Origin of the sequence: Pseudoduganella lutea, from assembly GCF_004209755.1 — a bacterium.
Lineage (GTDB): Bacteria > Pseudomonadota > Gammaproteobacteria > Burkholderiales > Burkholderiaceae_D > Rugamonas > Rugamonas lutea.
In genome coordinates, this window is the sequence record NZ_CP035913.1 from 7,375,863 (window position 1) to 7,400,440 (window position 24,578).

Annotated in this window: 21 protein-coding genes and 1 tRNA gene; 12 read left to right on the forward strand and 10 right to left on the reverse strand. The window is 64.7% G+C overall.

Annotated elements, in window-relative coordinates; translation table 11 throughout:
* Positions 1–7: 7 nt before the first annotated feature.
* The 4 genes from EWM63_RS31030 to EWM63_RS31045 all read right to left on the reverse strand — a co-directional run bounded on the left by EWM63_RS31030 (position 8) and on the right by EWM63_RS31045 (position 2,853).
* Positions 8–217, reverse strand: coding sequence for a hypothetical protein (locus EWM63_RS31030; RefSeq protein ID WP_130189967.1), 210 nt, complete (start codon positions 215–217; stop codon positions 8–10).
* Positions 198–1,256 carry a tyrosine-type recombinase/integrase gene (locus EWM63_RS31035; RefSeq protein ID WP_130189968.1) on the reverse strand — a complete coding sequence of 353 codons (1,059 nt, stop codon included), beginning with the start codon at positions 1,254–1,256 and terminating at the stop codon, positions 198–200. Before EWM63_RS31035 ends, EWM63_RS31030 begins: the two co-directional genes overlap by 20 nt.
* A gap of 1 nt (position 1,257) precedes the next feature.
* Positions 1,258–1,587: a MarR family winged helix-turn-helix transcriptional regulator gene (locus tag EWM63_RS31040; protein ID WP_130189969.1), complete on the reverse strand. Its 330-nt coding sequence runs from the start codon at positions 1,585–1,587 to the stop codon at positions 1,258–1,260.
* Positions 1,588–2,193: 606 nt separating this feature from the next.
* Entirely contained in the window at positions 2,194–2,853 is a 660-nt protein-coding gene (locus EWM63_RS31045; RefSeq protein WP_130189970.1) for a hypothetical protein, read from the reverse strand.
* A gap of 409 nt (positions 2,854–3,262) precedes the next feature.
* Between EWM63_RS31045 and fdnG the strand changes: the two genes are divergently transcribed.
* From fdnG to EWM63_RS31085, 7 genes are all read left to right on the forward strand, one after another.
* A complete protein-coding gene (gene fdnG, locus EWM63_RS31055; protein ID WP_165391013.1) occupies positions 3,263–6,334 on the forward strand; it encodes a formate dehydrogenase-N subunit alpha in 3,072 nt (1,023 codons plus the stop codon).
* Between the two features lie 19 nt (positions 6,335–6,353).
* Positions 6,354–7,277 (forward strand): formate dehydrogenase subunit beta, encoded by a 924-nt coding sequence (gene fdxH / locus EWM63_RS31060; protein ID WP_130189973.1) that lies wholly within the window; start codon positions 6,354–6,356, stop codon positions 7,275–7,277.
* A complete protein-coding gene (locus EWM63_RS31065) occupies positions 7,264–7,923 on the forward strand; it encodes a formate dehydrogenase subunit gamma (protein WP_130189974.1) in 660 nt (219 codons plus the stop codon). Before fdxH ends, EWM63_RS31065 begins: the two co-directional genes overlap by 14 nt.
* A gap of 261 nt (positions 7,924–8,184) precedes the next feature.
* Complete coding sequence (fdhE, locus tag EWM63_RS31070; protein ID WP_130189975.1) at positions 8,185–9,213, forward strand: formate dehydrogenase accessory protein FdhE; 1,029 nt, start codon at positions 8,185–8,187, stop codon at positions 9,211–9,213.
* Positions 9,210–10,628, forward strand: a complete 1,419-nt coding sequence (gene selA / locus EWM63_RS31075) for an L-seryl-tRNA(Sec) selenium transferase (RefSeq protein WP_130189976.1) — start codon at positions 9,210–9,212, stop codon at positions 10,626–10,628. Before fdhE ends, selA begins: the two co-directional genes overlap by 4 nt.
* Entirely contained in the window at positions 10,625–12,526 is a 1,902-nt protein-coding gene (gene selB, locus EWM63_RS31080; RefSeq protein ID WP_130189977.1) for a selenocysteine-specific translation elongation factor, read from the forward strand. Before selA ends, selB begins: the two co-directional genes overlap by 4 nt.
* Positions 12,527–12,571: 45 nt before the next feature.
* Positions 12,572–12,667, forward strand: a tRNA-Sec gene (locus tag EWM63_RS31085).
* A gap of 47 nt (positions 12,668–12,714) precedes the next feature.
* On the opposite strand, the gene EWM63_RS31090 is transcribed toward EWM63_RS31085, so the two are convergent.
* Both EWM63_RS31090 and EWM63_RS31095 read right to left on the reverse strand, forming a co-directional pair.
* Entirely contained in the window at positions 12,715–13,047 is a 333-nt protein-coding gene (locus EWM63_RS31090) for an NIPSNAP family protein (RefSeq protein ID WP_307720815.1), read from the reverse strand.
* A gap of 14 nt (positions 13,048–13,061) precedes the next feature.
* Complete coding sequence (locus EWM63_RS31095; RefSeq protein WP_130189978.1) at positions 13,062–13,730, reverse strand: aspartate/glutamate racemase family protein; 669 nt, start codon at positions 13,728–13,730, stop codon at positions 13,062–13,064.
* Positions 13,731–14,407: 677 nt separating this feature from the next.
* Here EWM63_RS31095 and EWM63_RS31100 point away from each other — a divergent pair.
* Positions 14,408–15,910 carry a vWA domain-containing protein gene (locus EWM63_RS31100; protein WP_229487614.1) on the forward strand — a complete coding sequence of 501 codons (1,503 nt, stop codon included), beginning with the start codon at positions 14,408–14,410 and terminating at the stop codon, positions 15,908–15,910.
* 24 nt (positions 15,911–15,934) lie between these two features.
* Here EWM63_RS31100 and EWM63_RS31105 read toward each other — a convergent pair whose 3' ends face one another.
* Positions 15,935–16,396: a hypothetical protein gene (locus EWM63_RS31105; protein WP_130189980.1), complete on the reverse strand. Its 462-nt coding sequence runs from the start codon at positions 16,394–16,396 to the stop codon at positions 15,935–15,937.
* A gap of 149 nt (positions 16,397–16,545) precedes the next feature.
* Positions 16,546–17,610: an MBL fold metallo-hydrolase gene (locus EWM63_RS31110; protein WP_130189981.1), complete on the reverse strand. Its 1,065-nt coding sequence runs from the start codon at positions 17,608–17,610 to the stop codon at positions 16,546–16,548.
* Positions 17,611–17,787: 177 nt separating this feature from the next.
* Between EWM63_RS31110 and EWM63_RS31115 the strand changes: the two genes are divergently transcribed.
* Together EWM63_RS31115 and EWM63_RS31120 are read left to right on the forward strand one after the other, a co-directional pair.
* Positions 17,788–18,609, forward strand: a complete 822-nt coding sequence (locus EWM63_RS31115; protein WP_229488004.1) for an alpha/beta fold hydrolase — start codon at positions 17,788–17,790, stop codon at positions 18,607–18,609.
* Positions 18,609–19,301 carry a YoaK family protein gene (locus tag EWM63_RS31120; RefSeq protein WP_130189983.1) on the forward strand — a complete coding sequence of 231 codons (693 nt, stop codon included), beginning with the start codon at positions 18,609–18,611 and terminating at the stop codon, positions 19,299–19,301. The genes EWM63_RS31115 and EWM63_RS31120 overlap by 1 nt, the downstream gene beginning before the upstream one ends.
* Before the next feature lie 204 nt (positions 19,302–19,505).
* Here EWM63_RS31120 and EWM63_RS31125 read toward each other — a convergent pair whose 3' ends face one another.
* Positions 19,506–20,072, reverse strand: coding sequence for a TMEM175 family protein (locus EWM63_RS31125; protein WP_130190710.1), 567 nt, complete (start codon positions 20,070–20,072; stop codon positions 19,506–19,508).
* A gap of 230 nt (positions 20,073–20,302) precedes the next feature.
* Here EWM63_RS31125 and EWM63_RS31130 point away from each other — a divergent pair, with 230 nt between their 5' ends.
* Together EWM63_RS31130 and EWM63_RS31135 are read left to right on the forward strand one after the other, a co-directional pair.
* Positions 20,303–22,120 carry a putative bifunctional diguanylate cyclase/phosphodiesterase gene (locus tag EWM63_RS31130; RefSeq protein WP_130189984.1) on the forward strand — a complete coding sequence of 606 codons (1,818 nt, stop codon included), beginning with the start codon at positions 20,303–20,305 and terminating at the stop codon, positions 22,118–22,120.
* A 73-nt stretch (positions 22,121–22,193) separates the two neighbouring features.
* Positions 22,194–23,168, forward strand: a complete 975-nt coding sequence (locus EWM63_RS31135) for a DUF72 domain-containing protein (RefSeq protein WP_130189985.1) — start codon at positions 22,194–22,196, stop codon at positions 23,166–23,168.
* On the opposite strand, the gene EWM63_RS31140 is transcribed toward EWM63_RS31135, so the two are convergent.
* On the reverse strand, positions 23,092–24,384 hold the full coding sequence (locus EWM63_RS31140; protein ID WP_130189986.1) for a voltage-gated chloride channel family protein: 1,293 nt from the start codon (positions 24,382–24,384) through the stop codon (positions 23,092–23,094). The genes EWM63_RS31135 and EWM63_RS31140 overlap by 77 nt on opposite strands.
* Positions 24,385–24,578: the final 194 nt, after the last annotated feature.

Sequence of the window (24,578 nt, forward strand, 5' to 3'; positions counted from 1 at the left end):
TTAAGTACTATGGGAATGCCGAAAGAATACCATACAGCTCCGCCATGAACTTGCTCCGAGCTTCGATGACCTTCTCTGCAGCTTCCTTGGGAAGACCTTCAAAAATGTCCCGGTTGGCATCGGAAACGTCAACCGTGCCGTCCCCTCTCGTTCCAAAGATGATCCAGTGACCACCCGTGGCCTCATCCACATATTTTTCACGCATGGGTATCTTCATGTGTCCTCCAGTTATTTGTTAATGTAGGTGGAATGTATGCCTGCTCCAGGGCCTCCTTGCCCATCAACAGGCTGTTCGGCGCCAGGTGGGCATACCGAAGCGTGGTCTCGATTTTCTTGTGTCCCATCCACTTCTGGACCATCGCCAGCGGCACCCCACGCTGTACCAGCCGGCTCGCGCAGGTGTGGCGGAGCATGTGGACAACGAACTGGGGATCATCGGTGAGCTTCAGGTGTTCCCTGAGGGCTTCCCATTGCGCCCTCAGCGCGTAAACGGAAAGCGGGCTGAAGGTGAACGGGAGGTGTGCCCTGCGGGTGAGCACTTCGGTGACTCGCCTGGTAGCCGGTACTGCCCTCGCCTCGTCCGTCTTGGTCTGCCCTGCGTGCAGGTGCAGGAGACCATTCGAGAAGTCTGCCGGCCGGAAGCCCAGCATCTCACCACGGCGGAAGCCGGTATCGATCGCCACCATGATGAAGTCGCGGAGGTCGGCCAGGCCCAGGTGCTCGCAGGCTGCCAGGACTCGAACCTCTTCCGCCTCGTCCAGCCACCGGAGGCGATGCTTGGCCTCCTTGCGGAATGGCGGATTAGGGAAGTCCTCGATCCAGCCCTGCTCCTGCGCGGTCTTGAACATCATCCGCAGGCAGGAGCCCTTCTTGTTTACAGTGGAGCCGGCATTGCCCTGGTCCTCAAACTCGAAGACCATCTCGTTGACCATCTCCATCGTGATGCTGGTCAGCGGGGTGTCCCTCCCGAGGAATTCCAAGACAGCGTTTGAGTTGATCTTATGAGTCACCTCGGCTGCCGTACCGCGCCAATGCAGGCGCATCGTGAGGTCGTAAGCCTCGCCCAAAGTTTTCCCCTCGTGGGGCTTCTTGCTGACCTGGAGGGGCACTTTGGTGGCACCTTCGGTCTTCCTGCGTTTGATCTCGTCCAGCTCTGCCTGCTGCGCTTCCAGCTCGTCCTGGAACATCTTCCGGTAGCGGTTTTCTCCGGAACCCACGGTCACCTGGAAACTTCCACCTCGCGGTTTGATCGGCATTTCATAGTCCTTGTAGTTTGGCGATTACTTCGCGGCCTTTCGCGGTCAGTGAGATCGTCTTCCTGCGGCGTTCCATCGGGTCCTCAACGGAGACCACGAGGCCCAGGCCCTTCTTCTCACCCGTACCAGGTTTGCCAAAGAGGGCGACATAGCGGGAAACTGAAGCCATCCCCATGTCTACCTTCTCGGCAACCTCTTTCACCGAAATGCCATCGTTTTGTGCAATGACGAGGAAACTCATCGCCATCGGCATGTTCATATCTGGGTCAAGCTTCCTGAACGTTTCCAGGACCGCCATCAGGCTGTCTAGGCTTCGAACTCCTTGTTGCATTTACTGCCTCCTTGTCGATTCCACGTGATGTGGACTGTTCCGAACCAGAGATGGTTCTCGTCCGGCGAATTGTACCAGTCAAGGAATTGTTTGGAAAGGGGAACGATCTCGACGTAGCATTCCCAGCCGGCGAACTTGATGAACATGTGGTTTTTCCTTAGTTTGTGGTCAGAATCCAGACCAGATGCGTAAGTATACTTCTCGGAACAGTTCATTCCGGGAAGAAACACCCCGATTTCTGGAATTTCTCTGTTTTTATTGTTGTTTACCTGCGACTTTTCATAGGTGTTTACGGGATGGCAACGAGTCCAGGCTTGTTCGCTGCTTTACCGTGTGTTAGGGGGGGGCCTACATGTTGCAGCCCATTACGATAGTACATGAGGAGTTGTTTGGCTGAAGCACGCTGGGTACATGCTCGGTACACTCAGGAGCCCTCATAGAAGGCTCCTTGGTTTACCTCCCTGCGAGGGTGCAGGGAATTTGCCGGGGTACTGCGGAATGTTGCTGGTTTTCATAGGTGTTTGCAGTGAAGTACTGTATGTACGTACAGTATCATTACTGCCACACTATATCAAGTGCTTATGTTGCGGTTAAGCACTTGCTTAATTATGCGGCTTGCATTTCAAATTGCTCGCGGTGGGCGATGACCAAACGATCAGGCTTCGAGAGCGCTACTGCATACTCCGTCAGGGCCGGGTTCAGGAACTCGCGGACGTTTACGATGAGCCCTTCCGCCTTCATGAGTGGATCAAAGGCACCCGTGGATGCCATGATGGTGACCTTGGTGCCTACGGCTGGCTGCGCTACCAGCTCAGGTAGCGCTTCAGCCTCGGGGGCACCCTCGGGCTCATCCAGGTAAATCTCCAGGCTCGCCAGCAGGGCACCTGGGCACTTGCTAGGCACATCCCACACGACCACCGCCCCTGCGTATTCTGGCGCGATGCAATGCGGGATTGCCTTGATAGTGCCAGTCTTGCCTTCGAGGTGCGCACTGCGGATCGATTCATCGCGGCCGACATACTTCACGCGGTCACCGACCTGGAACGACACCGGGGTCTCTACGGATGCCAGCTCGGACTCCATGAGGCGCAGCGTGGCACGGCTGAAGATGCCCCCGAAGACGACACGGTAGGGGTACTTCAGGTTTCCTTCTGCCACCTCAACGGTGCCCACTAGACCGGCCGGGATGTCGAAGCCCTTGGACAACAGGCGCACCTTGTCGCCCACTTGGTACTTCAATTTCTTAACTTGGGATTGACCACACATTTTGTTTCTCCTAGTGATGAGCCACGGCCAATCCGAAGCTCACTCCTAGGCCCTCTTTCGAGGGTTTCTAGGTGCCACGCTTGTCCCCTGAGGGCGTCCGCACGTGACCCCGGCTTTGGTACAAGGCCCCGGTCAGCCCTCTGGAGGAATTGTTCCTTTCAGTAAATCGAATCTTATCAGGAACTCTTCCGAATGTGGAAGTGAAAGATAGCTATGGGCAAAAGATTCTCGATAGCACTTAGTTCCGAGACAACAACAATACGTAGTTTCCACACGCCACTACATTTTCTGTGTGGTAATCGGTGTGGTAGAGTTTGGGGTAGCCTGCTCACAGGTACGGATACCCGCGCATCGCTCTATAGGGAAACCCTAGATGCGTGGTAGAAATATCTCCTTACAGAGGATTCCCATGAACCAGATGTCAAGGCGCCAGTTCCTGAAGGTTACTGGCGCAACCATCGCGGGTTCGAGCATCGCAGCGCTGGGCTTCATGCCGGCTACGGCCATGGCCGAAGTCCGGCAGTACAAGCTGGCGCGCACGACCGAAACCCGCAATACCTGCCCCTACTGCTCCGTCGGTTGCGGCCTGCTGATGTACGGCCTGGGCGATGGCTCGAAGAACGCCGCCGCCAGCATCATCCACATCGAGGGCGACGCCGACCACCCGGTCAACCGCGGCACGCTGTGTCCGAAGGGCGCCAGCCTGATCGACTTCATCCACTCGCCGAACCGCCTGAAGGAGCCGGAATACCGCGCACCGGGCGGCACGGAATGGCAGAAGATCTCGTGGAGCGACGCGCTCGACCGCATCGCCAAGCTGATGAAGGAAGACCGCGACGCGAACTTCATCGAGAAGAACGCGGATGGCGTGACCGTCAATCGCTGGCTGACCACCGGTTTCCTGGCCGCCTCGGCCGCCAGCAACGAAGTCGGCTACCTCACCCACAAGACTGTGCGCAGTCTCGGGATGCTCGCATTCGATAACCAGGCGCGTGTTTGACACGGTCCGACGGTGGCAGGTCTTGCCCCGACGTTTGGCCGTGGTGCGATGACGAATCACTGGGTCGACATTAAAAATGCCGACGTGATTCTGGTTATGGGCGGTAATGCCGCCGAAGCGCATCCTTGTGGTTTTAAATGGGTTACCGAAGCCAAGGCACATAACAAGGCCAAGCTGGTGGTGGTGGACCCGAGGTTTACCCGTACTGCGTCCGTGGCGGACTACTATGTTGCCACGCGTACCGGCACGGACATCGTGTTCCTTGGCGCGATCGCCAATTACCTGATCACGAACGACAAGATCCAGCACGAATACGTCCGCAACTATACGGACATGTCCTTCATCGTCCGCGAAGACTTCGCGTTCGAGGACGGCATCTATTCCGGTTACGACGCCACCGCCGGCAAGTACACGGACAAGGCGAGCTGGAACTACGAGATCGGCGAGGATGGCTACGCCAAGGTCGACCCGACCATGCAGCACCCGCGCTGCGTGTACCAGCTGATGAAGAAGCACTACGCCCGCTATACGCCCGAGATGGTGCAGAAGGTGTGCGGCGTGTCGCCCGAACAGTTCCACAAGGTTGCCGAGACGCTCGCGTCCACGGCGGTGCCCGGCCGCGCCGGCACGATCCTGTACGCGCTGGGCTGGACGCACCACTCCACCGGCGCGCAAACGATCCGCATGGGCGCAATGGTCCAGCTGTTGCTGGGCAATATCGGTATCGCCGGCGGCGGCATGAACGCGCTGCGCGGCCACTCGAACATCCAGGGCCTGACCGACCTTGGCCTGATGTCGAACCTGCTGCCGGGCTATATGACGCTGCCGTTCGACAAGGAACAGGACTTCGATGCCTATATCGATGCGCGGGCACCGAAGCCGCTGCGGCCGAACCAGCTGAGCTACTGGAGCAACTACAAGAAGTTCCACGTCAGCTTCATGAAGACCTGGTGGGGCGATGCCGCCACCGAGGAAAACAACTGGGCCTTCGACTACCTGCCGAAGCTGGACAAGCCTTACGACCTGCTGCAGACGATTGAGCTGATGCACCAGGGCAAGATGACCGGCTACTTCTGCCAGGGCTTCAACGTGCTGGCGTCCGCGCCGAACAAGCAGAAGGTCACCGAGGCGCTGGCCAAGCTGAAGTACCTCGTCATCATGGACCCGCTGGCCATCGAGACGGGCGAGTTCTGGAAATCGCATGGCGAATTCCATGACGTCGACCCGACCAAGATCCAGACGGAAGTGTTCCGCCTGCCGACGGCGATCTTTGCCGAGGAACGCGGTTCGCTGGTGAGTTCATCGCGCGTGCTGCAGTGGCACTGGCAAGGCGCCGAACCGCCGGGCCAGGCCAAGGGCGACATCGAGATCATGTCCGGTCTGTTCCTGCGCCTGCGCAAGATGTACCAGACCGAGGGTGGCAAGTTCCCCGACCCGATCCTGAACCTGACGTGGCCTTATGCGCAGCCCGCCCATCCGACGCCGGAAGAGCTGGCGATGGAATTCAACGGCAAGGCGCTCAAGGAGATCACCGATCCGAAGGATCCGACCAAGGTGCTGCTGAAGAAAGGCGAGCAGCTGGCCTCCTTCTCGCAGTTGAAGGATGACGGTTCCACGGCTTCCGGCTGCTGGATCTTTGCCGGCAGCTGGACGGCCGCGGGCAACCAGATGGGCCGCCGCGACAATTCCGACCCGACCGGCATCGGCAATACGCTGGGCTGGGCGTGGGCTTGGCCGGCAAACCGCCGCGTGCTGTACAACCGTGCCTCGTGCGACACGCAGGGCAAGCCGTTCGACCCGACCCGGAAACTGGTCGGCTGGAACGGCACCACGTGGAGCGGCGCGGACGTGCCGGACTTCAAGCTGGACGAAGACCCGGCGAACGGCATGAACCCGTTCATCATGAATGCCGAAGGCGTGGCGCGTTTCTTCGCCCGCGGCCAGATGAACGAAGGCCCGTTCCCCGAGCACTACGAGCCGTTCGAGAACCCGCTGGGCTACAACCCGATGCACCCGAAGAACCCGAAGGCGACCAGCAATCCCGGCGCGCGCGTGTTCCCTGGCGACCGGGCGCAGATGGGCACGCACAAGGAATTCCCGCACGTGGCGACGACCTACCGCCTGACCGAGCACTTCCACTTCTGGACCAAGCACGCCCGCCTGAACGCGATCGCGCAACCGGAACAGTTCGTGGAAATCGGCGAGGCGCTGGCGAAGGAAATCGGCGTGGTGGCGGGCCAGAAGGTGAAAGTGTCGAGCAAGCGCGGCGTGATCGTGGCGAAAGCCGTCGTCACCAAGCGGATCAAGGCATTGACCATCGACGGCAAGCTCACGCACACGGTCGGCATCCCGCTGCACTTCGGCTTCAAGGGCTTGACGAAGCCGGGCTATCTCACCAACACGCTGACGCCTGTGGTAGGCGACGGCAACTCGCAGACACCGGAATTCAAGTCGTTCCTGGTGAAGGTCGAGAAAGCTTAAGCGGGGATAAGGATCAATCATGGCATTACAATCTTTGGACATCAAACGGATCTCGGCCACCACGGTGCAACCGCCCGCGGCCCGCGAACCCATCACCGGCACCGTCGCCAAGCTGATCGATGTGTCGAAATGCATCGGCTGCAAGGCATGCCAGACGGCGTGCTCGGAATGGAACGACCTGCGCGACGACGTGGGTGAAACGATCGGCGTGTACGACAACCCGATCGACCTGACGCCGCAATCGTGGACCGTGATGCGTTTCGCGGAACACGAGAACGAGCAGGGCAACCTCGAATGGCTGATCCGCAAGGATGGCTGCATGCACTGCGAGGAACCGGGCTGCCTGAAAGCCTGCCCGGCGCCTGGCGCGATCGTGCAGTACACGAACGGCATCGTCGACTTCCACGAGGAGAACTGCATCGGCTGCGGCTACTGCGTGACCGGCTGCCCGTTCGACGTGCCGCGCATCTCGAAGAAGGACAACCGCGCGTACAAGTGCACGCTGTGCTCCGACCGCGTGGCCGTAGGCCAGGAACCGGCCTGCGTGAAAACATGCCCGACCGGCGCGATCGTCTTCGGCACGAAGGAAGACATGAAGACGCATGCGGCCGACCGGATCGAGGACCTGAAGTCGCGCGGCTACGAGAACGCCGGCCTGTACGACCCGGCCGGCGTGGGCGGCACGCACGTGATGTACGTGCTGCACCATGCTGACCGCCCGGCGCTGTACAGCGGCTTGCGCAACAATCCGCGCATCAGCCCCGTCGTGGGCGCGTGGAAAGGCTTGACGAAGCCGCTGGCGCTGGCCGGCATGGCGGCGGCGGCGCTCGCGGGCTTCTTCCACTACACCCGCGTGGGGCCGAACGAGGTCAGTCGCAAGGAAGAAGAGGAAGCATTGCACGACGCCAAGCGGATCGCGGAGGAGCGCCATGACAAACGATAAGATCGTGAAGGACAAGGACGGCAACCCGGTCATCGAACGGTACAAGCCGAACGAGCGCACCAACCACTGGATCACGGCGATTTCGTTCGTGCTGCTGGCGGTCTCCGGCCTGGCCCTGTTCCACCCGGCCATGTCGTGGATGGCGGTCTTCCTCGGCGGCGGCCAATGGACGCGGATCCTGCATCCGTTCATCGGCATCGTGATGTTCGTGTCGTTCCTGGTACTGGTGCTGCGCTTCTGGCACCACAACTTCCTGGACGCCTCGGACCGCCAATGGCTGAAGCAGATGAACGATGTGCTGGCCAACCGCGAGGAGAAGCTGCCCCGCATCGGCAAGTACAACGCCGGCCAGAAGCTGCTGTTCTGGGTGCTGATCGTGTCGATGGTGGGCCTGCTGCTGACCGGCATCGTCATGTGGCGCGCCTGGTTCTCGCACCTGTTTGCCGTCGACGTGATCCGCGTGGCCTCGCTGCTGCATGCGTTCTTTGCATTCGTGATCATCCTCTCGATCATCGTGCACGTGTACGCCGGCATCTGGATCAAGGGCTCGATGGGCGCCATGATCCGCGGCACCGTCACCTACGGCTGGGCACGCAAGCACCACCCGCGCTGGTTCGAGGACGAAATCCGCAAGAACAACCGCTGAGTGCGGACTCGAACTGCACGCTTGTTCGTATTCGTCTAAAATTGGCCGGGCCCGCGTGGCCCGGCTTTTTTATTGGCATCTGCTACCGATGTGCCTGGTGTCTGACACCTTTTCCAGACGACTTTCCTGGAAAAGGTGTCAGACACCGGTTTTCGCCGGATGCAATGGCGCCTCATGAGAAAACCGGTGTCCGACAGCCATTCGCAAGCGAATGGTGTCCGACACCAGTGTTTCGGCGCCAACACTGAATTTGGAGTTATCTTGGTACAGCGACTGCTAGAACCGGGCGAGATCGAATCGCTCGACCACACCGCCATTCCCCGCCTGCTGCTGCCACGGCCGGGCGAACTGTACGCGGCGCGCGCGGAACGCCTGCGCCAGCTGGCGCAGAACAACATCCAGGGCATTCCCGTCGACGCAGCCCTGGCCAGCTACGTCAACGTGATGGCCGAGCTCGTGCAGGCGCAGGCCGATGTCGTGAAGACGCTGCTGCCGGCGGGGATTGCGCTGCCGCCGCAGGACGACATGCGCATCGCGCATGAGCACAACATGCCGCCACTGCCGGTGACCGGCAAGCGCCCCGCCGGGTGGCGCGCGGTCTTCGGTGCCATCCTGGACAAGCTGGAAGCAAAAACGGCGGACCAGCCGCAACTGGCGGCCGCCCTCGCCGCCCTGCGCGCGCTGGACGATGCGCAGCTCGAAGGCGCGGCCGACGCGGTGCTGGGCGAATTCGCCGAAGGCATCGATGCCGCGCAGGCGCCGTTCGTGGCGGCCGCGCTGCAGGTCACGTGGAGCGTGATGGCCGCGCAGCTCGACGAGCGCTGGGCCCAGCCGCTCGTCACCGGCACCCTTTGCCCCGTGTGCGGCTCGCACCCGGTAGCCAGCGTGATCCGCATCGGTGGCCAGTCGCAGGGTTACCGTTACCTGCACTGCGCCGTGTGCGCCAGCGAGTGGCACATGGTGCGGGTGAAATGCTCGTGCTGCGAAGCCAATTCGAAGGTGGCTTACCAGGGCCTGACCGACGCCGATGCCGACCCTGTCGCCGAGAACGTGGCGGCGGCCAAGGAAGGCAAGATACTGAACAAGGCCAACGATCCCACCCGCGTGGCGCGCGCCGAAACGTGCGACGAATGCCATTCGTACCGCAAGATCTTCAACCAGGAACACGACTACAACGTGGATCCGCTGGCCGACGATCTCGCCAGCCTGGTGCTCGACATGCTTGTCTCGGAACTGGGTTACGCACGGGCCAGCGGCAATCCGCTGCTGCGGCTGGGCGCCCCGGAATGACGGTGGCGGTCCAGCACCTGCGCCTGCCGGCCGTCCACCTGCTGCTGGCGGCGCCCGCCTGCCAGCCGCTCGTGGCCGAATACGGCCGCGAGCAGACGGTCGAAGCGTTGCGCGCCCTGCTGGCCGACCTGCGCGGCGCGCTGCTGGCTGGCGGCACGGCCGACACGTCCGAACCCGCGGTGCTGGCCGCCCTTGCCGCCCGGCTGGCCGCCGCGAACCGCTCCACGATGCGCCGGCTGTTCAACCTCACGGGCACGGTGCTGCACACGAACCTGGGCCGCGCGCTGCTGCCGGACGTGGCCGTGCAGGCCGTGGCCGATGCGCTGCGCTGGCCGATGAACCTCGAATGGGATCTTGAGACGGGCAAGCGCGGCGACCGCGATTCGCTCGTCGAGGAACACCTGCTGAAGCTGACGGGCGCCGAGGCTGTCACGATCGTCAACAACAACGCGGCCGCCGTGCTGCTGATGCTGAACACGCTGGCCGCCGGCCGCGAAGTGATCGTGTCGCGCGGCGAACTCGTGGAAATCGGCGGCGCGTTCCGCATCCCCGATGTGATGACCCGCGCCGGCGCGGTGCTGCGCGAAGTGGGCGCCACCAACCGCACGCACCTGAAGGACTACGCCGAAGGCATCGGTGCGCACACGGCGCTGCTGATGAAGGTCCACACAAGCAATTACATCATCACCGGGTTCACGAAGGAAGTGACCTTGCCGGAACTGGTGCCGCTGGCCCGCGAGCGCGGCATTCCCATTGCCGTGGACCTCGGCAGCGGCACCCTTGTCGACCTCGAACAATACGGCCTGCCCCATGAAACGACGGTGCGCGAAACCATCGAGGGCGGCGCCGACCTCGTGACCTTCAGCGGCGACAAGCTGCTGGGCGGCCCGCAATGCGGCATCATCGCCGGCCGCAAGGACCTCGTCGCCGCCATCAAGAACAACCCGCTCAAGCGCGCCCTGCGCGTGGGCAAGCTGACCCTCGCCGCGCTGGAACCGGTGCTGGCGCTGTACCACGCCCCCGACCTGCTGCCCGAGCGGCTGACGACCCTGCGCCTGCTGACGCGCCCCGCCGCCGCAATGCGCGCCCTCGCCGCACGCCTGCAGGCGCCCGTCCAGTGCGCGCTGGGCGTTGCCTACACAGTGAACGCCGAGCCGGTGACAAGCCAGATCGGCAGCGGCGCCCTGCCCGTCGACGTGCTGCCCAGCTTCGGCCTGGCATTGCGCGCCATGCCGGGCATGCGCGGCAATCCGCTCGGTGTACTGGAACGCCGCCTGCGCGCGTTGCCGGTGCCCGTCATCGGCCGCATCGCCGACGACACGCTGTGGCTCGACCTGCGCTGCCTGGAAGATGGCCACGTGGAAGAATTCGAACGGCAGCTGGCGCACCTGGCGCCGGAGGGCCCGGCGGCATGATCGTCGGTACCGCCGGCCATATCGACCATGGCAAGACCACGCTGACCCGCGCACTGACGGGCGTGGACACCGATCGCCTGAAGGAAGAAAAGGCGCGCGGCATCTCGATCGAGCTGGGTTACGCCTACCTGCCGCTGCCGGGTGGCGACATCCTGGGCGTCATCGACGTGCCGGGCCACGAAAAATTCATCCGCACGATGGCCTCCGGCGTCACCGGCATCGATTACGCGCTGCTCGTGGTCGCGGCCGACGACGGCATCATGCCGCAGACCGTCGAGCACCTGTCGATCCTGCGGCTGCTGGGCGTGCGCCGTGGCGCCGTCGCGCTCACCAAGACCGACCGCGCCGACGCGCAGCGCACCGCCGCCGTCGAGCGGGACATCGCGGCGCTGCTGGCCGACACGCCATTCGCCGGCGCGCCCGTGTTCCGCACCGCCGCCACGCAAGCCGGCGACCCTGGCGTGGCGGCACTGCTTGCCCACTTGGCCGAGGCGGCCGCCACGCTGCCGTCGCGCGATGACCGGCGGCTGTTCCGGCTCGGCGTCGACCGCGTGTTCACGCTGTCCGGCCAGGGCACCGTCGTCACCGGCACGGCGCTGTCGGGCCGCGTCGCCATCGGCGATACGCTGGTCCTCGCGCCCGGCGCCCAGCACGTGCGCGTGCGCGGCATCCATGCGCAAAGCCGCGGCGCCAGCGAGGGCCATGGCGGCCAGCGCCTTGCGCTGAACCTGGCCGGCGTGGCGAAGGACGACATCGAACGGGGCACGTGGGTCGTCGCGCCCGCCATGCAGGACTGTTCGGAACGGGTCGATGTGCTGCTGGCGCTGGCCGATGGCACGAAAACCGGTGTGCTCAAGGCCTGGTCGCCCATCCACGTGCATCTCGGCGCATCGCACCACACGGCGCACGTGGTGCCGCTCGATGCGGATACCGTCCAACCGGGCGAGCCCGCGCGCGTGCAGCTGGTGTTCGACGTGCCCGTGCACGCGGTGCCGGGCGACCGATTCGTCGTGCGCAATGCCCAGGCCACGCAGACGATCGGCGGCGGCACCGTGCTCGATCCGTTCGGCGCCGCGCGCAAGCGCCGCAGCCCGGCGCGCCTGGCATGGCTCGACGCGTTGCAGGCCTACGTGGACAGCGGCGACGTGTCGGCTTTGCTGGCGCAAAGCCCGCTGGGCGTGCGCGCCGCCGCGCTCGTGCGGCTGACGCAGCTGCCCGCCGATGCGATCGCCCTGCCGGAAGGCTGCCTGCGCCTGCCACTGCCGGGCGGCGACGAACTGTGGATCGCCCCCACCGCGCTGGCGCGGCTGGAAAGCTCGGTGCTCGATGCGCTGGCCGTCTTCCACGAAAAACATCCGGACGATGCCGGCCCCGAACTGTGGCGCCTGAAGCGGATGGCGCAGCCGGACGCCGAGGATGCGCTGTGGTCGGCGCTGGCGGCACGCATGCTGGCCACCGGCACGATCGCGCAGCGCGGCAACAGCCTGCACCTGCCGGGCCACAGCGTGGCGCTGACGCCGGAGGAAGAAGCCCTGGCCGCGCCGCTCCTCGCCGCGCTGGAACAGGGCCGCTTCGACCCACCCTGGGTGCGCGACCTGTCAAAGGAATATCGCGTGCCCGAAGACGAGGTGCGGCGCCTGTTGCGCAAGCTGGCGCGTGCCGGCCAGCTGTCGCAGGTGGTGCCCGACCTGTTCTATCACCCGCGCGCGCTGGCGGCGCTGGCGAGGATCGTCGCCACGCTGCCCGACACGCAGGCGGCCAGCTTCCGCGATGCGACAGGCCTGGGACGCAAGCGCGCGATCCAGGTGTTGGAGTATTTCGACCGCGTCGGCTATACTCGCCGCGTCCGCAACAGCCACCTGGTGCGGCCCAATGCAAGCTGGCCGGAATCAGGGTGACATCCGCACGATGACATTCGCACCCGATCCGCGGCTTTGTTCCAAGGAAGGCATTCTCATCCGGTGATGGGGCCGGGCTTCAAACCCGGTGAGGGGCGTCAGCCGTTCCTCTGTAAGTTCGACTCTTTCTGCCTTCCGCCATTCCTGTGGACGATAACCACGTTTCCCATAGCGTGGAACCAAAGGATTTACTGAAGCAGCGGGCGCATAAAACTGCGTTCATAGCTCAGGATAAACTTCTGCTGAGTGGCCTTGCGCACCAGCTCAATGCATTGTTGATCCTCTGCGGCCTCGCGGCGATACCGCTCATAATCGGACAGGCTCGCGAAACTGAACAGGCAGCAGGCAATATTATTAGCCCCTTCGGCGGGCAGGAAATAGCCATGGTGCTCTCCTCCCATTCGCCTGACAATCTGGATCCAATCGCGGGAATAGCGTTCGAAGGCGTCCAGCTGATAGGGGTCGATAATGTACTTCACGTGGCAGGTAATCATGTCGTCAGTCGGTTGATGGTGCAGCATAAAAGCCGTAGATTTCAGCTCATCCCCAGTCTTGCAATTTCCTCTGCGTGAACCAGGGCACAGTCGATGAGCGGATACGGATAATCAGGTTTGTCGAACGCCAGAAACAGGTCGGTTCCCCCTAATACGATGGCCTGGGCACCATGTTCACTGATGAGGCGCGCCGCTGCGCCCTCAAAGTATGCCCGATGCTCGTCGGTTGCTTTGCCGGCGATTGCCATGGCGATGTAGTTTGCATGTGCCGTGCCTAATTCCTCATTCGGAACCGTAACCACCTCCACGCCTGCAAGACCGTATAGCCTGGATTCCATGACCGCACGTGTACCCAGGACGCCGACTCTTGTGATGTTCCTTGCCAAGAAATAATCCTGGAGTACGGGCAGCGCGTTGATGATCGGAAGACTCGACACAGGCGCCAATTCGTCCATGCAGTAATGCCCACCCATCGAAGTCACCGCGACAGCTTCACAGCCAGCCCCCTTGAGCTGATCGATATACTTGGCAAAGATAGCTGCCTGAGCCTCTTTGTTCCCCGCTTCCAGGTTGCTTACCAGTTCCTTCGCATCTGCATTGGCAATGGTCAGTTCCAGCCGCCGATTTGCTTTGGCATACAGCTTTACCAAGGCGCGGTAATAGAATTCGGTCGCTGCTGGCCCGATACCGCCAATCAATCCAATATGCATGGCTTCTCCTGTGCGCAATGACTGTTTGTGACCGAAAGCGGAAGTGCTGCAGATGATTGTACCCTTACAGGTACACTTGAACGCGCCAACTGGTCGAGAAAATTATTATTTCGATAAGGTTGTTATTTTGTTTTCTACATGGTAGTTTCAAAACACCCGAGCGTAATGAGATGAACCCGACCATGTCACTCTACGGATATGCCGGCATTTCGGCTGGGACCAAGATTTCGCATTGCCGGAGCAGGAGCAGTGGCTGTACTTCATCGCACGACTGCATCCACCTTATTGCAGTCGCTGGCTTGAATCCATCTCCAGCTGATTAATCACGCGTTTAACCTTTGATCCTGCTGCTTTGACGGCCGTTAGTATCGCTGTTTCCACCTGTAACGGCGATTGACGGCCCAATGCAATTTCGGCATGTTGGGCGCACCCACATCCTGCGAGGTCTCGCCATGAAACCGTCCTTCCGCATCGTTCTACCGTTAGCCGTCATTACACTGCTGGCTGCGTGCAGCGGCCCGACGCCGGAGTCATCCACACCGGCACAGCCCGCATCGCCGCTCCCTGCTCCGCCAGCCCCGCCAGCACCACCCGCCTCGCCGGCGCCTTCCGTCCTCAGCCGCGTCAGCCCCATGCACTTCCACCAGCTCGCTAAGACCATTCCCGGCGCACCGTACATGCCTCCCGTCGCGATGCCGGAAAGCGCGAACCGGTTCCCCGACAAGGCGGCCAACAAGGCCGTGCTGGTGGCCGAACAGCCGGTGTCGACGTTCAGCGCCGACGTCGACACGGCGTCCTACGCGTTCGTGCGGCGAATGCTGGCCAGCGGCAGGCTGCCGCCGCTCGACGCGGTGCGTGTCGAAGAGCTGGTCAATTATTTCCCCTACGCGTACGCCGCGCCGCGCGACCCGGCCCGGCCGTTCGCGATCGGCACCGATGTCGTGCCGAGTCCGTGGAAGGCCGGCAACCAGCTGGTGCACATTGCCGTGCGCGGCTATGACGTCGCCGCGGCGGCGCGGCCGCGGGCGAACGTGGTGCTGCTGGTCGACGTTTCCGGTTCCATGATGCCGGCGGACCGCCTGCCGCTGCTGCAGCAGGCGTTCCGGCTGTTTGCCGCGGGATTGCGCGACGACGACCGGGTCGCCATCGTCACTTACGCCGCCGGCACCCGGGTCGCACTGGAGCCCACGGCCGGCAAGGAACGGGGCAGGATCGCCGACGCGATCGGCGCGCTGCAAAGCGGCGGTGGCACGGCCGGTGCCGCGGGCCTGCAGCAGGCCTACGAACTGGCCGCCCGTCATTTCGATCCGAAAGCCGTGAACCGCGTGATTTTGGCCACCGACGGCGACTTCAACCTCGGCATGACCGATCCGCGCGAACTGGAAAAATTCATCACCGACAAGCGCAAGAGCGGCGTGTACCTGTCGATCCTGGGCGTGGGTGAAGGCAACCTGAACGACGCGCTGATGCAGCGCCTGGCCCAGTCGGGCAACGGTAATGCCGCCTACATCGATTCGCTGCTGGAGGCGCGCAAGGCGCTGGGCCAGGAGCTGGGTTCGACCATGTTCCCGATCGCCAACGACGTCAAGCTGCAGGTCGAGTTCAATCCGGCGAAGGTCGCCGCCTACCGGCTGATCGGCTACGAAACGCGCATGCTGGAGCGCCAGGACTTCAAGGATGACAAGGTGGACGCCGGCGACATCGGCGCCGGCCACACGGTGACGGCGATCTACGAGATCACCCCGGCCGGCGGTGCCGCGAAGCTTGTCGATCCGCCGCGCTACGCGGGCAACCAGACCGCAAAGCCTGCCGCCACGGACCGTAAGGCCGGCAGCGACGAGCTGTGTTTCGTGAAGCTGCGCTACAAGCTGCCCGGCGAGTCGGCCAGCCGCCAGCTCGAACACCCGGTGCGCGCCAGGGCGCGGGCCCGCATCGATGCCGCGCCGGATGACCAGCGCTTCGCCATTGCCGTCGCCGCGTTCGGGCAAAAGCTGCGCGGTGAGCCGCAACTGGCCGACATGGCATATCCGGACATCGCCGCGCTGGCCAACGGCGCACGGGGCGCGGATCCGGATGACTACCGGGCCGAGTTCGTCCGGCTGGTACGCATGGCCGAGTCGCTGGACAAGCTCGGGCCGCAGGCCGGCACGCTGCTGCCGGCCGGCCCGATCCCGCGCTGACCGGAATCACCCACCGCGGTGAGATTACTTCTTGCCGCTCTTCGGCGCCTCGTCGAGCGCACGGCGCTCGACCGGGTTCACATAGGCGTCGGACGGCTTGATTTCCATCGCGCCTTCCGCGCCACGGTCGCCATTACCGGCACCGATGCCCGTGGTGGCGGTCGCGCTGGAACCGGCCCCCACGCGCTCGCCCGTCATCGCGCTGCCCGACGACGTTCCGCTTGACGACGCGCCGCTCGAAGACGTTTTGCTTGATTCAGCCTTGCCGGCCTGCGGAGCATTGCGCGTCTGGCCGGCATTCTTGTCCTGCTGCTTGTTGGAGTTACGGTGCGCCGTGGCGGTCCTGCCGGGCGTGGCCTCGGTGGCGGCCTTGTTGTCCGACTGTGTCTGTGGCGGGTTGGCCATATTGGACACAGAATGGCTCTGTGCCGACGCGACGCTGGTGAAAGCAAGTGCGGCGACCGCCGCGAGCAGGTGGATGTGCATGGAATTCTCCTCCGGGCCGATGACCCTGTAACGCTCCGGCCATGTGCCGGGATGACAGGGCGATTCTGCCATCTTGCTCAGCAATAGCCTGTAGGAGAAGGTCTTGTGTGCGGGTCGGCCCGGACCGCACGAACGCAGGCGCTACATGCTCAACCGGGCCGCGCGCAAGGCCGCGGCAGCGGTGCGCCGCCCTGCACGGGATCGCGGGCCACGTAATTCAGCGGCAGCCAGCGGTAGCCGTCCGCGCCGTTCACCACGTGGCCGAGGCCCGGGAACGAGATATGGGCGGCCGCCACGCAATCGCCGCGCTGCGCCGCTTCGGCAAACCACTGGCGCCGGTGCGCCGCGGCTTGCGCCGCATCGCTGTCGTATTTCACGGTCACGCCCGGGTCGGGGAACTGCACGGGCGCCACGTGCACCGTGTCGCCCCAGGCCAGCAGCCGCTCGCCATCGCTTTCGATCAGGTAAGCCGTGTGCCCCGGGGTATGGCCGGGCGACGCCAGGGCCGTGACGCCCTCTTCCAGCTGGCCCGCGCCATCGAACGGCTTGAAGCGCCCGGCCGCGATGTAGGGCTTCAGAGAGGCCATCGCACCATCGAACATGCCGCGCAGGAAGGATGGCGCCTTGCCCTGCTCGGTGGTGCTGAGCCAGTAGGTTGCATCGCGCCGGTTGACCCGCACCACGGCGTTCGGGAAAGCGGCGGCGCCGCCCAGCGCCACGCCGCCCACGTGGTCCGCGTGCAGGTGCGTCAGCAGCACTTCATCGACCTGTTCGGGCGCATAGCCGGCCGCGCGCAGGTTGCCCAGCAGGTGGCCACCGTCGGCGCCGTACAGCGCACCGGCACCGCTGTCGACGAGGATCAGCTTCGTGCCCGTATTGACGAGGAAGGCGTTGATCGATCCTTCGACGGGCGCCTTCAGGTACGCCGCGGCGAGCAGCTGGTCGGCGAGGCCCGGGTTTGTGCTGTCCAGGCTTGCCATGCCACGCGTGAGCACTTCGTGGGCCGGGAAGGGATGGGTGCCGTCGAGCAGCGCCGTGACTTCGTAGCGGCCCAGCGCCACGCGGTACCAGCCGGGCGCCTGTGCGGCCGCGAACGGGGCGGCGGCGTGCACCTGGACGACGGTCGCCGCGGCAAGGCCGGCGGCGGCCAGCGCCAGTCCCAGAGAGCGGGCGATGGCGCAACGGTAAGGGTTCGTGGCGGGCGAAATGGGCATGGCGGCTCCTCTGCGAAGGTGGAGCCGCAGTGTGCGCGAGCAGGACTCCGTTCGATAACCCCCTGCCGTGGCGGCCTCCCCTCTCCCATAGTGCAGTGGCCCGCGCGCCGCCCAGCACCGACAATGCCTGTACCGCAACAACGTTCAGAGAGGAACACCATGACAACGCAGCACACCATCAATACCGTGACCACCCGCGACGGCACGATCATCCGCTACACCGACTGGGGCGACGGTCCGGCCGTCGTGTTCAGCCACGGCTGGCCGCTGCAGGGCGACGCATGGGAAGACCAGATGCTGTTCCTGGCCGAGCATGGCTACCGCGTGATCGCCCATGACCGCCGCGGCCACGGCCTGTCCAGCAAGCCATGGCACGGCAACGACATGGATCACTATGCCGACGACCTGGCGGCCGTGATCGAGGCGCTGGACCTGCAAAGCGTGACGCTGGTCGGCCACTCGACCGGCGGCGGCGAAGTCGCCCGCTACATCGGCCGCCACGGCACCGGCCGCGTCAAGGGCGCCGTGCTGGTGGGCGCCGTCACGCCGCGCATGCTGGTGGGCCCGGACAATCCGGCCGGCGTGCCGATGGACGTGTTCGACGGCATCCGCGCCGGCGTGAAGGCCGACCGTGCGCAGTTCTTCAAGGACCTGACCACGCCGTTCTACGGCTACAACCGCGACGGCGCCAAGGATTCGGCCGGCGTGCGCGAAACGTTCTGGCTGCAGGGCATGCAGTGCAGCATCCGCGCCGCCTACGCGTGCATCAAGCAGTTCTCCGAAACGGACTTCACGGAAGACCTGAAGAAGATGACGATCCCCACGCTGGTGGTCCATGGCGACGACGACCAGATCGTGCCGATCGCCGCCACCGCGCGCCGCGCCGCCGAGATCCTGCCGCAGGGCCGCCTGGTCGTCTACGAAGGCGCGCCGCACGGCCTGCCGACCACCCACAAGGACCGCCTGAACGCGGACCTGCTGGCTTTCCTGAAGTCCTGATGCGGGTTCCACCCAGCGACCTGTTCCTCGGCATCTGCCTCGGCGCACTGGCCGGCTATGTCGACACGGCCGGCTTCGTCGCCCTGTACGGCCTGTTCACGGCGCACGTGACGGGGAACTTCGTGCTGATCGGCGCCACGCTGACGCATCCTTCGCACAGCACGCTGCTGCTGAAGTGCCTTGCCTTCCCCGCCTTCGGGCTGGGGGTGGTGGCCACCCGGCTGCTCGGCAACCGGTGCGAAAGGCAGGGCGTGGTGCCGATCCGGCCCATGCTGTCGATGCAGCTGGTGCTGCTGGTCGCCTTCATGGCGACCGCGCTGCTGGCCGTGCCGATCACGAGCCCCGATGCGCCGATGGTGCTGCTCACCGGCGCGCTCGGCGCCGCCGCGATGGGCGTGCACAACGCCGCCGGCAAGCTGCAGTTTTCCCGCATCGCCCCCACCACGGTCATGACGGGCAACGTGACGGAACTGCTGATCGACATGACGGACCTGGCGACCGGCCATGCGACGCCGGCCGCCAAGGAAAAGTTCATCCGCTTCGTGTGGCCCGTGGCGGCATTCGCCGTCGGCTGCATTGCCGGCGGCGCGGGCTACGTGCATTTCGGCTTCTGGTGCCTGCTGGCGCCGATCGCCGCCGTGGCGTTCCTGATGACGATGCCGTGGCCGGTGGCCAAGCCGGCGCACGTATAGTTCACCGCGGCAGTCGTAGCACTGGTGTCGCACATTTTTTCCGGGTGATTCTTCCGGAAAAAGTGTGCGACACCGGTTTTCCCTTCCGGATTCAGGGCCATACGAGGACGCGCGGGACAACCGGTGTCCGACACATTTTCCGGTAAATCCATCCGGAAAAAATGTCCGACACCAGCCGCATCGGCGGCCGTTTCTACGCCTGCCCTACACTCTTTCCACCCGCGGATCCGGCCGGATCCACACCAGCGCCAGACCCACGTAGAACGCGGCGCCCACCAGCGGCTGCCAAAGCGACAGCGGCACGCCGATGGCATACAGCACGATCGAGATCCACCCCTTCGTGTCGCGGCCGATCGCCCGGGCCAGCGCCGATTGCGGCCCGTGCAGCCGCACGAGACTGCGCACCAGCAGGTCATAGGCGATGGCGCTCATCAGCAACACGAAGCCGTACAGCGCCATCGGCAACGCGGCCATGTGCTGCTCGCCGAGCCAGTTCGTCATGAACGGCACCAGCGACAGCCAGAACAGCAGGTGCAGGTTGGCCCACAGCGCGCGGCCGTCGACCTTGCTCGCCAGCTGCAGCAAATGGTGGTGGTTGTTCCAGTAGATGCCCACGTAGACGAAACTGAGTACATAGCTGAAGAACAGGGGCCATAGCGGCAGCAGCGCGTCCAGCGTGGCTTCGTGCGGCACCTTCAGTTCCAGCACCATGATCGTGATGATGATGGCGATTACGCCATCGCTGAACGCTTCGAGCCGCGATTTTCCCATTTCCCTGGCCATGGCCGGGGCGTGCCCGCCTGCGGCGGTTTCCGTATGGTTCTGTTTGCTTCCTTCCTGCATGCTTCCTCCAGCGTGTGTTGGACAACCATCTTAGTGCCCCGGGCTGGTGCATCACATCGCCCTGAAGGCAGAGCCGTCCACGCCTCTACCGGACAACGGTTGCACCATGGGCAAAACGTCCGTAAGCTTGGGGCTCACGGGAAAGGAGGCGCTCTGTCATGGACACGCGGATCGAACGGGATGAGTCGGAGCAGCGGCGCGTGCAGGAGCTGTCGCGCTATGAGCTCGCGCTGGACAATCCCGACCCACAGCTTCGTTTCATCGTGGAGCTGGCCGTGAGCACGATGGGCGCGCAGATCGGCGGCATCAGCCTCGTCTACCGTTCGCATATCTGGCTGCCCGTCACCGTGGGGATCGCGCTGGGCGAAGTGGACCGCTGCGATTCGTTCTGCAGCGCCCTCGTGGCCTCCGAGCAGGACTTCCTCGAGGTCGAGGATGCGCGGAATGACGACCTGGCTGCCGCCCTGCCGATCGTGCGCCAGTCGCCCCATTACCGGCGCTACGCCGGCGTGGCGCTGTACGGCAACCGCGGTTACCAGCTGGGCACCCTGTGGGTCATGTGGCTGGAGCCCGGCCGGCTCGATGCGGCGCAGCGCACGATGCTGCAAGGACTCGCCCGTCTCGTCAGCGACACGCTCGAACTGCGCTACTGCGACGCGGTGACCGGCATGTACAACCGCGGCGCGTTCATCCAGCACCTGCAGCATGCCAAAGGCACGACGGACGTCCAGCAACTCATCGTCGGCTACATCGACCTGACCGGCTTCCACCAGATCAATGAAGTGTACGGCCGCGCCGCCGGCGATGCCACGCTGGCGGAGATCGCGGCGCGCGTCACCGGCTGGGCTGGGCCGGACGGACTCGTGGGCCACCTGGGCGGCGACCGCTTTGCCTTCGCTTTGCTGGACAGCTCGGAGCCGGACCGGTTGCAGGCGCTGTGCCACGCGATCGACGTGCCGGTCTCGCTGCCGTCGGACCGCACGCAGGTGCTGCGCGCCCGCATCGGCATCGTGCGTGAAAGCCTGCCGACGCCGCTGGCCGCGCCGGCGCTGCTGGACATGGCCGAAACGGCCGCGGCCAGTATCGGCGACATCGACAATTTTTCGGTGGTGCGCGAATACGGCAGCGAGATGCGCGAACGTTCGTGCTTCCTGCATGACCTGCTCGGTGCGCTGGACGGCCAGGAGGGGGCGGGACGGCTGTCGATGCACTACCAGCCGCAGGTGAATTTCGCCAAGCAGAAGCTGATCGGACTGGAAGCGCTGCTGCGCTGGGAGCATCCGCGGCGCGGTACCGTGCCGCCGTCGACCTTCGTGCCGCTGGCCGAAAGCTCGGGCAACAGCTATGCGCTGGACCTGCTGGTGATGGGCCAGGTCTGCCGCGACATGCGCCACTGGGCCGACGCGGGCCTGCCCCAGGTGCCCGTGTCGCTGAACTTTTCCCGTTCGTCGCTGCTGCATCCGGGCCTGCCCAAGGCCATCGCCGCCCTGCTCGAGGAACACCGCCTGCCCGGCGCGCTGCTCGAGGTGGAAGTGACGGAAAGCCAGTTGCTCGAGGCGCCGGAAGCGCTGGGCGAGCGGGTGGCCGCCCTGCGGGAACTCGGCCTGCGTATCGCGATCGACGATTTCGGCATCGGCTACTCGAACCTCGATGCGATCGGCACGCTGCCGTTCGACCGCCTGAAGGTGGACCGACGGTTCGTGCACGGCGTGGCCGACAGCGCCGTGACGGCCAGCCTGTTCCGCCTGATCCAGGGCGTGGCCGAGGTGTCGGATGCGGAATTGCTGTGCGAGGGCCTGGAGCGGCAGGTCGACCTGGACTGGCTGCGCCACCAGCATGCCTACTGCGTGCAGGGCTGGTACTTCAGTTCCGCGCTGCCGCCGGAGGGCGTGGAACATCTGCTGCGGGCCTGGGGCCAGCGCTCGCGCCAGGTGGTGCAGGACGGCGACGTGCGCGAGTTGTTCACGACGACGTAAAGCGCACGACCTGAGCGGGCAGACACCACCGAAGCGGGCGCCATCGGCTGCCGGGCTTTCCTATACTCGGCGGATGACACAACCGCGGGCAAACCTCCGTATCGGCATTTCCGGCTGGCGCTACGAACCGTGGCGCAAGGTGTTTTATCCCCATGACCTGGCCCAGGCGCGCGAACTCGATTTCGCTTCGCGCATGCTGCCGACCATCGAGATCAACGGTTCGTTCTATTCGCTGCAGCGCCCGAAAAGCTACCAGCAGTGGTATGACGCCACGCCCGACGGCTTCATGTTCGCCAACAAGGGCAACCGCTTCATCACGCACATGCGCCGGCTGCGCGACCCCGTACCTTCGCTGTGCAATGTGTTCGCATCCGGCGTGCTGGCCCTGCGCGACAAGCTCGGCCCCTTCCTGTGGCAGCTGCCGCCGAACTTCCAGTTCGATCCCGACGTGCTGGAAACGTTTTTCGCCGCGCTGCCGCACGATACGGCGGCGGCGCTGGACATGGCGCGGCGCCACGAGCCGCGCATGGAGGGCCGCGCTTTCCTGGAAATCGACCGCAAGCGCAGGCTGCGCCACGCGCTCGAGATCCGGCACGAGAGCTTCAACGACCCTGCCTTCATCGCGCTGCTGCGCAAATACAAGGTGGCGCTCGTGGTCGCGGACACGGCCGGCAAGTGGCCGGATTACGAAGACGTGACGGCGGACTTCATGTACCTGCGGCTGCACGGCGAAAAAGAGCTGTACGCGGGCGGCTATACGGACGAAGCGCTGGACAGCTGGGCGCGCAGGATCCGCGCGTGGAGCACCGGGGGCCAGCCGGACGACGCGCGGCTGATATCGCCGGTGGCCCCGCCGCGACGCGCCAGCCGCGACATCTTCTGCTACTTCGACAACGACATCAAGGTGCATGCGCCCTTCGACGCGCGCCGCCTGCTGGCCCGGCTGGGCGCGGACGAGGCGCTGCCACCGCTCACCGATCCACGCGTTGATTCACGTCCTGACCTACGCTCTGATCCACTTTCGGATATTCATCCCGGCGCGCGTTGAACGGCAGCTTCGACCCGCGCTGCGCCCGGTAGATGCCGGCATGGCCCGAGCACAGGTAGGCCACCACGCATGCCAGCGCGGCATAGGGCCCGATCGCGGGCCCGAACAGTTCCAGCGCCATCACCGTGGAGGCCAGCGGCGTGTTGGCGGCACCCGCGAACACGGCAACGAAACCGACACCGGCCAGCAGCGGGAACGGCAGGTCCAGCAACGGCGCCAGCGCATTGCCCAGCGTCGCGCCGATGTAGAACAGCGGCGTAACTTCGCCGCCCTTGAAGCCCGTACCCAGCGACGCCACCGTGAACGCCAGCTTGCCCAGAGCATCCCACACGGGCAGCGGCTGCGTGAATGCTTCGACGATGACGGGAATACCCAGCCCCACGTAACGCTGCGTGCCCAGCGCCCATACCGCGCAGGCGACGACGGTGCCGCCGATCAGGGGCCGCAACGGCGCATAGGCCACGCGACGTTTCATGAACGCCGACAGCGCGTGCGTGGCGCGGGCAAACAGCATGCCGGCCAGACCGAAGGCAACGCCCGCGGCCAGGATCGCGGCGATCGTCCACGCCGTCAGCGGCGGCACGGCGGCGACCGCATAATGCGCATGGTGCACGCCCCAGGCCAGCCCGACCTGGTCGGCCAGGATCGCCGCGGCGATGCAGGGAAAGATCGCTTCGTAGCGCATGCGGCCGATCACGAGCACTTCGAGGCCAAAGATGGCGCCCGCCAGCGGCGTGCCGAACACGGAGGCAAAGCCCGCGCTGATACCGGCCATCAGCAGGATGCGGCGCTCGCCCGGCGCCAGCTTCGCCACCTTCGTCAGCTGGTCGGCCAGCGTGCCGCCCATCTGCACCGCCGTGCCTTCGCGGCCCACCGATGCGCCGAACAAATGCGAGATGACGGTGCCGCCCAGCACGAGCGGCGCCATGCGCAGGGGCACCACGTTCTTCGGGTCGTGGATCTCGTCGATCAGCAGGTTGTTCCCCGCTTCCACGCTGCTTCCCCAGCGCAGGTAGATCCAGCCGACCGCGAAACCGGCCAGAGGCAGCAGCCAGATGATCCACGGATGCTGTTCACGGTATGCCGTCGCGGCGTCGAGGGAGAACAGGAACAGCGCGGAGGCGGTGCCGGCCAGGATGGCGACCAGCAGAGAGATCAGGGACCATCGGGCAAGATAGCGGACGGCGAGGACGAAGGAGTCGAGGTGGGCTTTCATCGGCCGGCCAATATAGCATGCGGCTTGACTGGCATGGGGGAACCGGTCGGTCCGCCTGAGGCGCAGCGCGGGCCTGCCGCGATCAGCGCAGCGTCTGCAATGGGAATTTTGCTCTACACTTCCCACCGCCCTATGGACCAATAGCGCCGACGTATGCTTCGCGGCGCGTGGACGAAGTACATGCCCGGCGCAAG

What these genes read in the sequence shown, in the direction of transcription:
- EWM63_RS31135 (WP_130189985.1), top strand. Translation starts at nt 22,194, where the DNA reads ATGACACAACCGCGGGCAAACCTCCGTATCGGCATTTCCGGCTGGCGC.
- EWM63_RS31120 (WP_130189983.1), top strand. Translation starts at nt 18,609, where the DNA reads ATGCGGGTTCCACCCAGCGACCTGTTCCTCGGCATCTGCCTCGGCGCA.
- EWM63_RS31040 (WP_130189969.1), bottom strand. Translation starts at nt 1,587, where the DNA reads ATGCAACAAGGAGTTCGAAGCCTAGACAGCCTGATGGCGGTCCTGGAA.
- EWM63_RS31110 (WP_130189981.1), bottom strand. Translation starts at nt 17,610, where the DNA reads ATGCCCATTTCGCCCGCCACGAACCCTTACCGTTGCGCCATCGCCCGC.
- EWM63_RS31035 (WP_130189968.1), bottom strand. Translation starts at nt 1,256, where the DNA reads ATGCCGATCAAACCGCGAGGTGGAAGTTTCCAGGTGACCGTGGGTTCC.
- EWM63_RS31100 (WP_229487614.1), top strand. Translation starts at nt 14,408, where the DNA reads ATGCCTCCCGTCGCGATGCCGGAAAGCGCGAACCGGTTCCCCGACAAG.
- EWM63_RS31095 (WP_130189978.1), bottom strand. Translation starts at nt 13,730, where the DNA reads ATGCATATTGGATTGATTGGCGGTATCGGGCCAGCAGCGACCGAATTC.
- fdxH (WP_130189973.1), top strand. Translation starts at nt 6,354, where the DNA reads ATGGCATTACAATCTTTGGACATCAAACGGATCTCGGCCACCACGGTG.
- EWM63_RS31065 (WP_130189974.1), top strand. Translation starts at nt 7,264, where the DNA reads ATGACAAACGATAAGATCGTGAAGGACAAGGACGGCAACCCGGTCATC.
- EWM63_RS31140 (WP_130189986.1), bottom strand. Translation starts at nt 24,384, where the DNA reads ATGAAAGCCCACCTCGACTCCTTCGTCCTCGCCGTCCGCTATCTTGCC.
- EWM63_RS31030 (WP_130189967.1), bottom strand. Translation starts at nt 217, where the DNA reads ATGAAGATACCCATGCGTGAAAAATATGTGGATGAGGCCACGGGTGGT.
- selB (WP_130189977.1), top strand. Translation starts at nt 10,625, where the DNA reads ATGATCGTCGGTACCGCCGGCCATATCGACCATGGCAAGACCACGCTG.
- EWM63_RS31090 (WP_307720815.1), bottom strand. Translation starts at nt 13,047, where the DNA reads ATGCTGCACCATCAACCGACTGACGACATGATTACCTGCCACGTGAAG.
- selA (WP_130189976.1), top strand. Translation starts at nt 9,210, where the DNA reads ATGACGGTGGCGGTCCAGCACCTGCGCCTGCCGGCCGTCCACCTGCTG.
- EWM63_RS31105 (WP_130189980.1), bottom strand. Translation starts at nt 16,396, where the DNA reads ATGCACATCCACCTGCTCGCGGCGGTCGCCGCACTTGCTTTCACCAGC.
- EWM63_RS31125 (WP_130190710.1), bottom strand. Translation starts at nt 20,072, where the DNA reads ATGGGAAAATCGCGGCTCGAAGCGTTCAGCGATGGCGTAATCGCCATC.
- EWM63_RS31045 (WP_130189970.1), bottom strand. Translation starts at nt 2,853, where the DNA reads ATGTGTGGTCAATCCCAAGTTAAGAAATTGAAGTACCAAGTGGGCGAC.
- EWM63_RS31130 (WP_130189984.1), top strand. Translation starts at nt 20,303, where the DNA reads ATGGACACGCGGATCGAACGGGATGAGTCGGAGCAGCGGCGCGTGCAG.